Genomic DNA, 12,584 nt, shown 5'->3' with positions numbered 1-12,584 from the left:
GGGAGAGGTGGGGAGTCCGACACCGAGCAGGGTCAATGCCGGGGCGCGGCATCAGGGTTCGAGGGTGCCGGGTTCGAGGAGGAGCCGAAGGGCCTGGGGATGGCCGAGATCGGCTGCCTTGCGGAGCCAGTGGGTCGCTTCGTCGCCGTTCGGCGTGCCGGTGGTCGGTCGGCCTCGCAAAGCCACCGCCAGGTGGAACATGGAGTCGGGATCACCGGCCGCCGCGCCTCGGCGCAGCCAGTGCTCGCCTCGTTCGGTGTCGCCGACGTCGAGGTAGAGGGCGCCGAGCACGGCCATCGCGTCGCGGCGGCCGAGGCGCACGGCCTCGGTGAGCAAGCCGACGGCGCGCTCGACGTCGCCCGCGCGGGCCAGGTGCACGCCGAGACTGCGCATGGCCGTTGGGTTTCCGCGTTCGGCCGCGCGCTCGTACCAGCGGACGGCGGCCTCGTCGTCACCGCGCCGGTGCGCGATCACGCCCATATTGGCCATCGCCTCGGGGTCTCCGTTCGCGGCCGAAGTCCGCAACCAGGACTCCGCCGCATCCAGTTCCCCGCGCTCGAGATACAGAGCACCGAGTTGCAGATCCGCGCCCGCGCAACCGGCGGCGACGGCCTGCTCCCACCACCCGATGGCCTCCGCGACGCGCCCGTCCGCCTCGGCGAGCTCGCCGAGCGGGCCGAGCGCGGAAACGCTCCCGAGCTCCGCGGCCCGCCGCAGCCAATGCTCCGCACCGTCCGCGTCCTTGACCTCGCGCAGCGCCTCGGCCAGCCGCTCCATCGCCCACACGTCCCCGCCCTCGGCGTAGCGCCGCAGCGCCGCCACTCGCGGCCCGTACCGGTCGTAACCCGTCATCGCCTGCCTCCGAGATCCGGCTCGCCGAGAGGCCCCCCTCTTCAGGATGACGCAAAACGCATCACGCGGTGGGCCGGATGACCACCGCCCCCATGCGCTCGCGACACCTCCGCCGAGCAGGCGTATCGTGCGATTCATGACCGGAATGGACCGCCCGCGGCGGTTGCGCCGTACTCCCGCTCTGCGCCGTCTCGTGGCCGAAACCACGTTGGAACCACGGCAATTGGTGCTGCCGATGTTCGTGGCCGACGGCCTGGACGAGCCGCGCGAGATCGGCTCGATGCCGGGGGTCCACCAGCATTCGATGGACTCGCTGCGCAAAGCCGCCGTGGAGGCCGTCACGGCGGGCGTCGGCGGGCTCATGCTGTTCGGCGTGCCCAAGCCGGAGGACAAGGACGCCACCGGCAGTCAGGCCAGCGATCCGAAGGGCATCCTGAACCGCGGTCTGCGCGCGCTGTCCGAGGAGGTCGGCGACTCGACGGTGATCATGGCCGACACCTGCCTCGACGAGTTCACCGATCACGGCCACTGCGGCGTGCTCGCGACCAACGGCGCGGTGGACAACGACGCGACCCTGCACCGCTACGTCGACATGGCTATCTCCCAGGCCGAAGCGGGCGCCGATCTGCTCGGCACCAGCGGCATGATGGACGGTCAGGTCGGCGCGATCCGGCGCGGCCTCGACGCGGTCGGCCGCACCGACACCGGCATCCTGGCCTACGCGGCGAAATACGCCTCGGCCTTCTACGGCCCGTTCCGCGAGGCCGTCGGCTCCTCGCTCGAGGGCGACCGCCGCACCTACCAGCAGGACCCCGCCAACCGCAGGGAATCGCTGCGCGAGCTGGAGCTGGACCTCGCCGAGGGCGCCGACATCGTGATGGTCAAGCCGGCCATGTCGTACCTGGACATCCTGCGCGACGTCGCCGACCGGTCGACGGTGCCGGTGGCGGCCTACCAGATCTCCGGCGAGTACGCGATGATCACCGCCGCCGCGCAGCGCGGCTGGATCGACCGCCGCGGCGCGGTGCTGGAATCGCTGGTCGGCATCCGCCGGGCGGGCGCGGACATCGTGCTCACCTACTGGGCGACCGAAGCCGCACACTGGTTGTCGTGACGAACTACCCGAGACCGATGGGCGTCGCGCCGTTCCCGCAGCGGCCGCCGATGCCCGAAGACATCCGTACGGCCCGCCAAGTGTGGTGGGGGATCATCGGATTCGGCGTGGTGCAGCTGGTCGGCACGGTGCTGACCTCGTTACAGCAGCGCGACGAGCTCGACAAGCGGATGTTCGATCAGGGCAAGGCGGGCGACCCGAATTTCGCCATGGCCACCGCCGAACTGCTGGTCTCCCTGATGCTCGTCGGCATGGTGCTCGCCGGGCTCGCGCTGGCCGCGGGCGCGTTCGCGATCGTGCACCAGTTCGGCCGCGGCAAACTCTGGGCGCGCACGATCTTGACCGTCGTCGCGATCTGGCTGGTGCTCGGCGCCTTCGCGGCGCTGTTCGCGCTGGACGCGGTCACCGGCGTTGCCTCGCTCGTCGCGGGCGGCGCGGCGATCGTGCAGGGCGTGTTGGCCGGTGGCGCGCTGTATCTGAGCTACCGTCCCGAGTCGATCACCTACTTCCAGCCGAACCGCCGCTGAACGGATGACCGGGGCGTCACCGAATTTGTCGCCGTAGTACAGACATGTATGGTGAGGGTTGTCACAGTAGACATGGGAACCGGTAGTTATTGGTCATGCGTTGTCTTGCGTTGCGTGAGGGCGTCATCCAGTGGACTCCGGGAGATCGGAGGCATAGATGCGAGTGGTGATCCAACAGCCGCAGAGCATTCGGCGAGATTTGCTCGTCCTCAGCCTGCTGATCCTGTTCGGCGTGGTCACCGTCGCGGTCCTGCTGCTGCCGGGGCTGGTCGGCTGAATTCACCGGTGATGCGAGCCGGAGCCCCCCGCGATCCGATGGGTAGTGCGGCGTGAGCGACGGCGACGCGGTCTTGTTCGCGGAGCCGGGTGCGCGGTGGCGCGCGGTGCTCTACGGCCCCCTGCTCTGTCTCCTCGTCCTCGTGCTGGAGATGGTCACCTCCAGTCCGGTGCACTGGTTCGCGTTGATCTTCTGCGGGGCGCTGATCGCGGCTTTCGTTGCGCTGCAAGTGGTCGCGGGCCGCCGTCATGTCAGCGTCGAGCTGACCGGATCGACCCTGCGCCAAGGCGCCGAGACCCTGCCGCTGACCGGCATCGCGGGCGTGCTGCCGGAGCGCGACGAGCACTCGTGGAACGACGAGGACTGGGAGTCCGCGCGAGCGCTCGGCGAGCTGAGCGGCGTGCCGCGCAGGCGCAAGGGAATCGGCCTGCGGCTGCGCGACGGCGGACTCGTGCAGGCGTGGGCGCGCGATCACCGCGGCTTGCGGACCGCGCTCACCGCGGCGCTGTCCTCAGAGGGCGGCGAAGCCTTGAGATCCAAGAGCGCCGAGGCGCAGGAATCCAAGAGCGCCGAGGTGCTGTCGTCCGAGGATGCCGCGGCGCTGCGATCCGAGCGTGCTGAGATGCCGGGGTCCGAGGGTGCCGCTGCGCTGTCCTCCGAACGTGGCGAAGCGCGGAAACCCGAGGGCACCGAGGAACGGCACGGCGAGAACGGAGCGGACCGGTGAGACATGAGATGACTGTGGCGCTCGGCGAGGTCGGTGCGGCCGTCGCCGCGCTGGTGCTCGCGGTGCTGAGCTGGAACCGGGGGATCGTCACCACAGCGTTCGCGCCGCTCGGCGAGGTGCCCGGCTTCGAGGCGACCCGCTACAACGCGCCGTGGCTGGTGCTCGCGGCATTTCTGGTCGCCGTGGCGGGCCTGCTCGGTATCGACGCGGTGACCCGCGCGCTGCGGTCCGCCGCGAAGAAGTGAGCTAGTCGACCGAACCCGGTCACCACGCCGCGCCGCTGTTTCACCAGGGCCGTGGCGGGAACAACCACCTCATGAAGCCGACAATCCACGCGAAGAAGATCGCCATGGGGTTGTGGCCGGTGGCCTGATCGGTGCGGCCGGTGCGGTACCGGCAGCCGCGGCGCCCGTCGAATACACCCCACCGCCGCCGGTGCCGGTGACGCCCGCGTTCACCGCGACCACCCCGCCGGGGCTGATGAAGCTGCTGCCCCCGCCGCTGGACTGCCTCGCCACCACGGGACTCGCGTTGTTCTGCGTGGGCATCACCTGAGCCGAGTATCTGAAACGAACCCGCTTCGAGAGCCGATACGCCTTGTGGCACACCGGCATTCGCCGGTGAGCTTGTCGAATGGAAGGTGTTGCTCGTGAAGGTTCTCGGTGCAAGGTTCGGTGCGGCCCTCGTCGCGTTCGCGGCGATCGGTTTGGCGGCCGCGCCCGCCATGGCCACCGACGCAGGGTTGCCCTTGGAGCCGACGGCTCCCGTCGCCGGGCTGGTGCCGGAGACCGGGTCGGCGGGCGCGCTGAACGGACTCATGTGCGCGTTGCAGTCGATGTCCGCCGCGGCTCCGTGCATCAACACGTAGTGCGCTGGGTCCCGAAACCGCTGTAGCCGAATGATTTACGCTCGCCCGCGGACTCCGGTCCGCGGGCGAGTACTTTCGTTCAGTTCGTCCAGTTCTGATAGACGTCGAGAATTCGGCCGTTGCGGGTGCCGGGGGCGTTCACGTACATGGTCACCGTGCCATCGGGATGGCGTGCGGTCTCGGCGATCACCTGGCGCAGCGAGGCGTGCACCCCGCCGTTCTGGTCGCGCTGGATTTCGGTGTCCTTGTGCAGTCCCGCCCCGATCCGGTCCAGCGGCACGAACATCGTGACCACCGCGGGCACCGGACCGCCCGCTAGCGCGACCGTCTCCTCGTGGCTGAGCCGGACGCCGACGCGTCCCTGATCGGCGACCGGTACGGCCGCTGCGGCGGTTCCCGCGCCGAATACCGCTGTCGCGGTGGTGAATACGGCCAATGCTGCCGTGCTGACGAGCGTGAACCGCATGAAGAGCCTCCCGAGGGTAGCTGCTGCGACGACCAATCGAGATTACGGACGAGTCGCTCGATATCGCCGCAAACGCCCGCCCGGCGTGTTGTGCGGGATTGCGGCGCGCGTCACTCTCCTACACCCTGTCGTCGACCGGGTTCGCCGGGGCTGCGACACTGGAGGCCGTGAGTTCTTCTCCGCGCGTGACCAGGGCATCGGTGCCGGTTTCCGCTCAGCTCTTCGATCGGGCGAGTGCGGTGATCCCCGGCGGGGTCAACTCGCCGGTGCGGGCGTTCAAGTCGGTCGGCGGCACGCCGCGGTTCATCGCGTCCGCGAACGGATACACGCTCACCGACGCCGACGGCAACGACTACGTCGACCTGGTGTGCTCCTGGGGCCCGATGATTCTCGGGCACGCCCATCCCGCGGTCGTCGAGGCCGTGCAGCGGGCTGCGGTCGGCGGTCTGTCCTTCGGCGCGCCGACCGCCGCGGAGATCGAGCTCGCCGAATTGATCGTCGAGCGCGTCGCGCCGGTCGAGCGGGTGCGGTTGGTGAACTCCGGCACCGAGGCCACCATGAGCGCGGTGCGCCTGGCGCGCGGCTATACGGGCCGCACCAAGATCATCAAGTTCAGCGGCTGCTACCACGGGCACGTCGACGCGCTGCTCGCCGACGCGGGCTCCGGCGTCGCGACGCTCGGGCTGCCCACCTCGCCCGGCGTCACGGGCGCGCAGGCGAGCGACACCATCGTGCTTCCGTACAACGACCTCGCGGCCGTGGCCGCTGCCTTCGCGGCGCACCCCGGCCAGATCGCCTGCGTGATCACCGAGGCCGCCGCGGGCAACATGGGCGCGGTCGCGCCGCAGCCCGGTTTCAACGAAGGATTGCGCGCGCTGACCGCCGAGCACGGCGCGCTGCTGATCATGGACGAGGTGATGACCGGGTTCCGGGTCAGTCGCTCCGGCTGGTTCGGCCGCGACGGCGTCGCCGGTGATCTCTACACCTTCGGCAAGGTGATGAGCGGCGGTCTACCCGCCGCCGCGTTCGGCGGACGCGCCGAGGTGATGAACCAGCTCGCCCCGCTCGGCCCCGTCTACCAGGCGGGCACGCTCTCGGGTAACCCCGTCGCCGTCGCCGCGGGCCTCGCCACGCTGCGCGCCGCCGACGACGCGGTCTACGCCGCGCTGGATCGCAACGCCGAGCGGCTCGGTGGCCTGCTCGCCGAGGCGCTCGGCGCGGCGGGGGTCGAGCACCAGGTCCAGTTCGCGGGCAATATGGTGAGCGTGTTCTTCTCCGACCGTCCGGTCACCGACTACGCCACCGCCAAGGCCAGCCAGACCTGGCGTTTCCCGGCCTTCTTCCACGCGCTGCTCGACGGCGGCGTGTACGCGCCGCCGAGCGCGTTCGAGGCGTGGTTCGTCTCCGCGGCGCTCGACGAGGACGCATTCGACCGAATCGCCGCAGCTCTGCCCGCCGCCGCGAACGCGGCCGCGGCCGCCACCCCCGAAGGATCCCGCGCGTGAGTTCCGACCACGACCAGCCCGGCGTCGCCCGCCGAGAACTACCGAACAACCCAGACGACACCACCGACGTTCCGCCGAACGTCGACTCGCCGTTCAGCGAGGCCGAGGCCGTCGGCGCGCTCACCGAGGCCGACATCGCCGAGGAAGCCGCCGCCCGCGCCTCGGCATCGGCGGCCGCCGCTGCCGAACCCGTCTCGCCGGTCGACGAGGTCGTCGCGGATGCGCCCGCTTCGACCGAAGTCGAGACCGACGAGCTCGACGCCGCCGACGCCGCCGCCGAGGCCGAGAATGCTGCCGCCGACGTGAACAACGCCGCCGAGGCCGAGAATGCTGCCGCCGACGTGAACAACGCCGCCGAGGCCGAGAGTGCTGCCGCCGACGCCGCCGCCGAGAGCTCCGCCGCCGACGCGAACACCGCTGGCGAAGTTCAGAACACCGTCGTCGATGCGGCCGCCGTGCCTGCGATCGAAAACGATTCGGCCGCAGCCGAGAATGCCGCCGTCGGCGCGGATTCCGCATCCGAGCCGCCCGCGACCGAGATCGCCGCCGAGATGACCGCTACCCAAGCGGTCGCCGACGAGCCGCCCGCCGTCGCGGCCAAGGACGCCGAGACGACCGCGCGCGTCACCACCAAGCCCCGCTCCGCGGAACCCGAGCTCGAGGCGAGCCCCGACGTCGAGACCATCGTGCACGTCCTGCGGCACGGCGAGGTGCACAACCCGAAGGGCATCCTCTACGGCCGCCTGCCCGGATTCAGCCTGTCCGTCGCCGGTCGGGCGCAGGCGGGCGCGGTCGCACGGGCGCTGTCCGATCACGACATCGCCGTGGTCATCGCCTCCCCGTTGCAGCGCGCGCAGGAGACCGCCGCGCCGATCGCCGAGCAGCACGGCGTGCTCGTGCGCACCGACGAGAACCTCATCGAGGCGGGCAACACCTTCGAGGGCCTGCGCGTGTCCGTCGGCGACGGCGCGCTGCGCAAGCCGCGGCACTGGTGGAAGCTGCGCGATCCGTTCACCCCGTCCTGGGGCGAGCCGTACCTGCAGATCGCCCACCGGATGCTGGCTGCGGTGAACAAGGCTCGGGTCGAGGCGGCCGGGCGCGAGGCGGTGCTCGTCTCGCACCAGCTGCCGGTCTGGACGCTGCGCCGGTTCCTACAGGGCCAGCGGCTCTGGCACGACCCGCGCACAAGGCAGTGCTCGCTCGCCTCGCTGACCTCGCTGGTCTACCAGGGCGACACGCTGGTCGACATCGTCTACTCCGAGCCCGCGGGCGGTTCGGATCCCACGGTGCACGGCGCATGATTCGCTCCACCGCGTCACTCGCGACATCCCGGCCCGCCTCCGCACGGAAGGCGGCCGGGCGGGTCGTGCCGGTGCTCCTCGCGTGCGTGGCTCTTGTCGCCGCGCTCGCCGGCTGCTCGACCGGATCGGACGCGGTGGCCACCGGCGGCACCTTCGAATTCGTCTCGCCCGGTGGCAAGACCGACATCTACTACAACCCGCCCGCCGACCGCGGCACCATCGGCGAGTTGTCGGGGCCGGATCTGATGACCGAGGGCAAGACCATCTCGGTCGCCGACTTCCCCGGCCAGGTGGTCGTGATCAACCTGTGGGGCCAGTGGTGCGGGCCGTGCCGGGCCGAGGCGCCCGCGCTGGAGCAGGTCTACGAGGCCACCAAGGACAAGGGCGTCGCCTTCCTCGGCATCAACGTCCGCGACCCGCAGCGGGACAAGGCGCAGGACTTCGTCACCGACAACAAGGTCGGCTACCCGTCCATCTACGACCCGTCCATGCGAACCCTGCTCGCGCTCGGCGGCAACTTCCCGACCAGCGTCATCCCGACCACCCTCGTGCTGGACCGGCAGCACCGCGTCGCGGCCGTCTACCTGCGGTCGCTGATCGCGGACGACTTGCGGCCGATTGTCGAAACGCTCGCAGGGGAGGCTCAGCAGTGACGCGGCGGTGCGTGCGGTGATGGTGCTCGCGAGCGTGGGAGATTCGTTCCAGCAGACGGCGGCGACCGGGCCGCTGCTGCTGGCGCTCGGCGCGTGCCTGCTCGCCGGGCTGGTGTCGTTCGCGTCGCCGTGCGTTGTTCCGCTGGTGCCCGGCTACCTGTCTTATCTGGCCGGTTTGGTCGGTGCGGAGGCTCCGCCCGCGACCGCGGAGTCCGCGAAGAGCCGGTCGGCGGTCGCGCTCGCGCAGCGCGGCGCGAAGTTGCGCGTCGCCGGAGCGGCCGGACTGTTCGTCGCAGGGTTCACCGTGGTCTTCGTGCTCGCGACGGCCACCGTGTTCGGCGTGATCCAGACCCTCAACGTGAATCGCGAACTGCTGCAACGGGTCGGCGGCGTGGTCACGATTCTGATGGGTCTGGTGTTCGTCGGTCTTGTGCCCGCGCTGCAGCGCGATACCAGGATGGAACCGCGTCGGCTGACCAGCATCGTCGGCGCGCCGCTGCTCGGCGGCGTCTTCGCGCTCGGCTGGACGCCGTGTCTCGGACCGACCCTGTCCGGCGTGATGGCGGTGGCCGCGGGCACCGAGGGCACCACCGCGGTGCGCGGCGTCGCGCTCATCGTCGCGTACTGCCTCGGGCTCGGTCTGCCGTTCGTGATCCTTGCCTTCGGCTCGGCAGGCGCGCTGCGCGGCGTCGGCTGGCTGCGCCGCAATTCGCGAAACATCCAGATCGTCGGGGGCATCCTGCTCGTGGCCGTCGGCGTCGCGCTGGTCACCGGGGCGTGGGATCAGTTCGTGGCCTGGGTGCGCGACGCGTTCGTCTCCGAGGTGACCCTGCCGATATGACCGTGGCCGACCATCCCGTGACCGAATCCGCATCGCCCCGCCCGCCTCGCCAGTCGCTGCCGGGACGCGCATGGGCGCTGGTGCGCAACACCTGGCGCGGCCTGACCAGCATGCGCACCGCGCTGGTTCTGCTGTTCCTGCTCGCCTTGGCCGCGATCCCCGGCGCGCTGCTGCCGCAGCGGAACCTGAACGAGCAGAAGGTCAGGGAGTACATCGCCGACCGTCCGACGCTCGGGCCGTGGATGGACCGGTTCGAGCTGTTCGACGTGTTCTCCAGCTTCTGGTTCACGGCCGTCTACGTGCTGCTGTTCGTCTCGCTGGTCGGCTGCATCCTGCCGCGCACCTTCGATCACTACAAGGCGCTGCGGACCCCGCCGGTCCGCGCGCCGCGCAACCTGGCTCGGTTGCCGCACCACTACTCGGGGGAATCGATGAGCAGCCCCGAGGCGCTGATCGAGCACGCGCGCGGCCAGTTGCGCGGCTGGCGCACCGAGGTGCGGCCGGGTAACCGCGAGGGCGAGCTCACCCTCTCCGGTGAGAAGGGCTACACCCGCGAATTCGGCAACCTGGTGTTCCACCTGGCGCTTGTCTGCCTGCTGGTGGCCATCGCCGTCGGCAAGCTGTTCGGTTACGAGGGCTCCGTCATCGTGATCGCCAACAACGGTCCGGGTTTCTGCACCACCTCGCCCGCGGTGTTCGACTCCTTCCGCGCGGGCAACGTCAACGACGGCACCGGCATGACGCCGATCTGCGTGCGCGTCAAGGACTTCGAGGCCGACTACCTGCGCACCGGTCAGGCCGAGATGTTCACCTCGAACATCAGCTACCAGGCCGGATCGGATCTGACGACCGACACATGGCGCGAGGCCACCCTCCGGGTCAACCACCCGCTTCGCGTCGAAGGCGACCGTCTCTACCTGCAAGGCCACGGCTACGCGCCGACCTTCACGGTCACCTTCCCGAACGGCCAGACCAGGACCGAGACGATCCAGTGGCGGCCCGACGACGCGCAGACCTTCCTGTCCAGCGGCGTGCTGCGCATCGACCCGCCCGGCGGCATGTACGCCACCGACGAGGAGCGCCGCAAGAACCAGATCGCCATCGAGGGCCTGTTCGCGCCGACCGCCATGTTCCACGGCAGCCTGCTGACCTCGGTGTTCCCGAGCATGGACGACCCGGCCGTCGCGGTGGACATCTACCGTGGCGACACCGGCCTCGACACCGGACGCTCGCAGGACCTGTTCTCGCTGGACCAGGAGATGGTGAAGCAGGGACGGCTGACCAAGGAGGCGCGGGTCAACCTGCGCCCCGGCGAATCGACGACGCTGCCCAACGGCACCAAGGTGACCTTCGACGGCGCCCACGAATTCGTGAACCTGCAGGTCTCGCACGACCCGGCGCAGCAGTGGGTGCTGGTCAGCGCGCTGGCCATGATGGCGGGCTTGCTGGTGTCGCTGCTGGTGAAGCGGCGGCGGATCTGGGTGCGGGTCTACCCGGCCGAGGAAGCTGCCGGTACCGTTGACCAACGACGCACTGTAGTAGAGATGGGCGGGCTCGCCAGAACCGATCAGGCAGGCTGGGGCGGCGAATTCGACCGGCTCCGCGCGCGCCTGCTGGAGGCTGCGGGCGACGACGTGAAGACCGACCGCGCACGCACGGGAGAGTGAACATGCCGATCGACGAGACCCTCGCCGGGTACAGCAACCTCGCCTTCAAATCGGCGTTCGTCATCTACGTGCTCGCGCTCGGCCTGCTGATCGCGCAGTACGCGTCGGTGCAGACGCGCAAGGCCGAGGCGCGCGAACTCGTCACCGTCGGCGGCGGCGCCGGACCGGGCGTACCGGGCAAGTTGGCGCCTCCGCCACGCCGCTCGCGCGCCGAACAGTTCGGCAACATGGCCTTCGCCGTGCTGCTCGTCGGCATCTTCTCGCACCTGGCCTCGATCGTGTTGCGCGGCTTCGCGACCCACCGCTTCCCGCTCGGCAATATGTACGAGTTCATCACCATGGCGTGCGCCGCGGCGCTGATCGTCGGGCTCGGGTTCCTGTACGAGCAGAAGTTCCGCGCCATGTGGGTGTTCCTGCTCGCGCCGGTGCTCGTCCTGATGTTCCTTGCCGGTCAGGTCCTCTACGCCGACGCCGCTCCGGTGGTGCCCGCGCTGAAGTCGTTCTGGCTGCCCATCCACGTCACCGTGGTGAGCGTCGGCAGCGGCATCTTCCTGCTCTCCGGCGTCGCCAGCCTGCTCTTCCTGTACCGGATCCGCCAGCCCGAGGGCCAGGAGTCCGACAACCTCCTCGGCAAGATCGCCCGCCGACTGCCCGACGCCCGCGCCCTCGACCGCCTCGCCTACAAGACCACCATCATCGGCTTCCCGCTCTTCGGCGCAGGCGTCATCCTCGGCGCCGTCTGGGCGGAAGCCGCCTGGGGGCGCTTCTGGGGCTGGGACCCCAAGGAAACCTGCTCCTTCATCGCCTGGGTCCTCTACGCCGCCTACCTGCACGCCCGCGCCACCTCCGGTTGGCGCGACACCAAAGCCGCTTGGATCAACGTCGCCGGCTTCGTGGCGATGCTCTTCAACCTCTTCATCATCAACATCGTGATCAGCGGGCTGCACAGCTACGCAGGGCTGAACTAGGAGCCGAGAATCTGTCTCTGAACTGCGCCTTAGCCTTCGGCGGCCGGATCGTCCGACACTAGGGAGTCCGGCTCGGTACGCAGCGTGTACGCAGTGGATTCCAGGTGCGCTCGAAGTACGCCGCCGACGGTGTTCCGCGTGGACTCGTCTGCGTCCGGCCACAGGTGGGCGTAGTACCGCAACGTGGTGATGGCGCTGCCATGCCGGACCCGCGCCTGCACGGTCTTGATGTCGGCGCCGTGGCGGATCAGCAACGAGGCGTAGTAGTGCCGGAGGTCCTGGAAGCTGAACTCGGCGGGAAGCCCCGGCACCTGATCTTTGACCTGACGCAGGTTCCAGCTGATCACCCACGGCGATGCCGATTTGCCGAGTTCATCGCAGACGACGTTCCGGCCGGCGCGCGCCTTTACAGAGTCGCGGAGCATCTCTACTAGCTCCGGAGGGATGGGCACCGGTGTGTCGCTCGCGTCGGTCTTCAATGGCCGCTCCGGCCATTGACGCTGCGGGTACACCACGCCTTCGTCGAAGTCGATGTCTTCGACCCACAACCCGGCGGCTTCCGAGACGCGCAGACCGACGAACGCGCCGAGCAAGATTGAGACGCGCACGTGTTCCGGCATGGCGCGGTAGAGGGCCCAAACCTGTTCGGTGGTGGCCACGTAGACCTTCTGTCGTCCCGCCGGAGGCGACGTCCGGCGGGAGCATGGATTGCGGGGGAGCAGCCCGTCGTGCACGGCGTCGCCGAGAATCTGTGACAACCGGCTGTGCAGCGAGTAGACGTAGCTGTCGGCGTGGCCCTGCTTCTTGAGCTTCACCAT

At 69.8% G+C, this 12,584-nt stretch carries 15 protein-coding genes; 12 read left to right on the top strand and 3 right to left on the bottom strand.

The window, feature by feature from the left end:
• Window positions 1–51: 51 nt before the first annotated feature.
• Window positions 52–852, bottom strand: a complete 801-nt coding sequence (locus tag CRP45_RS13085) for a tetratricopeptide repeat protein (protein ID WP_179830856.1) — start codon at window positions 850–852, stop codon at window positions 52–54.
• A gap of 136 nt (window positions 853–988) precedes the next feature.
• Here CRP45_RS13085 and hemB point away from each other — a divergent pair, with 136 nt between their 5' ends.
• From hemB to CRP45_RS13055, 6 genes are all read left to right on the top strand, one after another.
• The gene (gene hemB / locus CRP45_RS13080; protein WP_067792206.1) at window positions 989–1,966 is read left to right on the top strand and encodes a porphobilinogen synthase; all 978 of its coding nucleotides are present in this window, start codon (window positions 989–991) and stop codon (window positions 1,964–1,966) included.
• Window positions 1,963–2,493, top strand: coding sequence for a hypothetical protein (locus CRP45_RS13075; protein ID WP_067792122.1), 531 nt, complete (start codon window positions 1,963–1,965; stop codon window positions 2,491–2,493). The genes hemB and CRP45_RS13075 overlap by 4 nt, the downstream gene beginning before the upstream one ends.
• Window positions 2,494–2,822: 329 nt before the next feature.
• Window positions 2,823–3,497, top strand: a complete 675-nt coding sequence (locus CRP45_RS13070; protein ID WP_245910093.1) for a hypothetical protein — start codon at window positions 2,823–2,825, stop codon at window positions 3,495–3,497.
• Window positions 3,494–3,742: a hypothetical protein gene (locus CRP45_RS13065; RefSeq protein ID WP_143861424.1), complete on the top strand. Its 249-nt coding sequence runs from the start codon at window positions 3,494–3,496 to the stop codon at window positions 3,740–3,742. Before CRP45_RS13070 ends, CRP45_RS13065 begins: the two co-directional genes overlap by 4 nt.
• Window positions 3,743–3,854: 112 nt before the next feature.
• The gene (locus tag CRP45_RS13060; RefSeq protein WP_097245227.1) at window positions 3,855–4,052 is read left to right on the top strand and encodes a hypothetical protein; all 198 of its coding nucleotides are present in this window, start codon (window positions 3,855–3,857) and stop codon (window positions 4,050–4,052) included.
• 94 nt (window positions 4,053–4,146) lie between these two features.
• Complete coding sequence (locus tag CRP45_RS13055) at window positions 4,147–4,365, top strand: hypothetical protein (protein ID WP_143861423.1); 219 nt, start codon at window positions 4,147–4,149, stop codon at window positions 4,363–4,365.
• Between the two features lie 79 nt (window positions 4,366–4,444).
• Here the strand turns inward: CRP45_RS13055 and CRP45_RS13050 are convergent, their stop codons facing one another.
• Window positions 4,445–4,831 (bottom strand): hypothetical protein, encoded by a 387-nt coding sequence (locus CRP45_RS13050; RefSeq protein ID WP_067792133.1) that lies wholly within the window; start codon window positions 4,829–4,831, stop codon window positions 4,445–4,447.
• 167 nt (window positions 4,832–4,998) lie between these two features.
• On the opposite strand from CRP45_RS13050, the gene hemL reads away from it, so the two are divergent.
• The 6 genes from hemL to ccsB all read left to right on the top strand — a co-directional run bounded on the left by hemL (window position 4,999) and on the right by ccsB (window position 11,766).
• On the top strand, window positions 4,999–6,336 hold the full coding sequence (hemL, locus tag CRP45_RS13045) for a glutamate-1-semialdehyde 2,1-aminomutase (RefSeq protein WP_067792209.1): 1,338 nt from the start codon (window positions 4,999–5,001) through the stop codon (window positions 6,334–6,336).
• Window positions 6,337–6,887: 551 nt separating this feature from the next.
• Entirely contained in the window at window positions 6,888–7,637 is a 750-nt protein-coding gene (locus CRP45_RS13040) for a histidine phosphatase family protein (RefSeq protein ID WP_084483456.1), read from the top strand.
• Window positions 7,634–8,290 (top strand): TlpA disulfide reductase family protein, encoded by a 657-nt coding sequence (locus CRP45_RS13035; RefSeq protein ID WP_097245226.1) that lies wholly within the window; start codon window positions 7,634–7,636, stop codon window positions 8,288–8,290. The genes CRP45_RS13040 and CRP45_RS13035 overlap by 4 nt, the downstream gene beginning before the upstream one ends.
• Window positions 8,291–8,309: 19 nt before the next feature.
• Window positions 8,310–9,131: a cytochrome c biogenesis CcdA family protein gene (locus tag CRP45_RS13030; protein WP_067792218.1), complete on the top strand. Its 822-nt coding sequence runs from the start codon at window positions 8,310–8,312 to the stop codon at window positions 9,129–9,131.
• Window positions 9,128–10,798 (top strand): cytochrome c biogenesis protein ResB, encoded by a 1,671-nt coding sequence (gene resB / locus CRP45_RS13025; protein WP_097245225.1) that lies wholly within the window; start codon window positions 9,128–9,130, stop codon window positions 10,796–10,798. The genes CRP45_RS13030 and resB overlap by 4 nt, the downstream gene beginning before the upstream one ends.
• 2 nt (window positions 10,799–10,800) lie before the next feature.
• Complete coding sequence (gene ccsB / locus CRP45_RS13020; protein WP_097245224.1) at window positions 10,801–11,766, top strand: c-type cytochrome biogenesis protein CcsB; 966 nt, start codon at window positions 10,801–10,803, stop codon at window positions 11,764–11,766.
• A gap of 29 nt (window positions 11,767–11,795) precedes the next feature.
• Here ccsB and CRP45_RS13015 read toward each other — a convergent pair whose 3' ends face one another.
• Window positions 11,796–12,581, bottom strand: coding sequence for a tyrosine-type recombinase/integrase (locus CRP45_RS13015; RefSeq protein WP_245910092.1), 786 nt, complete (start codon window positions 12,579–12,581; stop codon window positions 11,796–11,798).
• Window positions 12,582–12,584 lie beyond the last annotated feature (3 nt).

It is taken from the genome of Nocardia amikacinitolerans, from assembly GCF_900215415.1.
Lineage (GTDB): Bacteria > Actinomycetota > Actinomycetes > Mycobacteriales > Mycobacteriaceae > Nocardia > Nocardia amikacinitolerans.
Note: the sequence above shows the minus strand (reverse complement) of the source record. Positions and strands in the feature narration are given on the sequence as shown.

What these genes read in the sequence shown, in the direction of transcription:
- CRP45_RS13085 (WP_179830856.1), bottom strand. Translation starts at nt 852, where the DNA reads ATGACGGGTTACGACCGGTACGGGCCGCGAGTGGCGGCGCTGCGGCGC.
- hemB (WP_067792206.1), top strand. Translation starts at nt 989, where the DNA reads ATGACCGGAATGGACCGCCCGCGGCGGTTGCGCCGTACTCCCGCTCTG.
- CRP45_RS13050 (WP_067792133.1), bottom strand. Translation starts at nt 4,831, where the DNA reads ATGCGGTTCACGCTCGTCAGCACGGCAGCATTGGCCGTATTCACCACC.
- CRP45_RS13040 (WP_084483456.1), top strand. Translation starts at nt 6,888, where the DNA reads ATGACCGCTACCCAAGCGGTCGCCGACGAGCCGCCCGCCGTCGCGGCC.
- CRP45_RS13035 (WP_097245226.1), top strand. Translation starts at nt 7,634, where the DNA reads ATGATTCGCTCCACCGCGTCACTCGCGACATCCCGGCCCGCCTCCGCA.
- CRP45_RS13030 (WP_067792218.1), top strand. Translation starts at nt 8,310, where the DNA reads ATGGTGCTCGCGAGCGTGGGAGATTCGTTCCAGCAGACGGCGGCGACC.
- resB (WP_097245225.1), top strand. Translation starts at nt 9,128, where the DNA reads ATGACCGTGGCCGACCATCCCGTGACCGAATCCGCATCGCCCCGCCCG.
- ccsB (WP_097245224.1), top strand. Translation starts at nt 10,801, where the DNA reads ATGCCGATCGACGAGACCCTCGCCGGGTACAGCAACCTCGCCTTCAAA.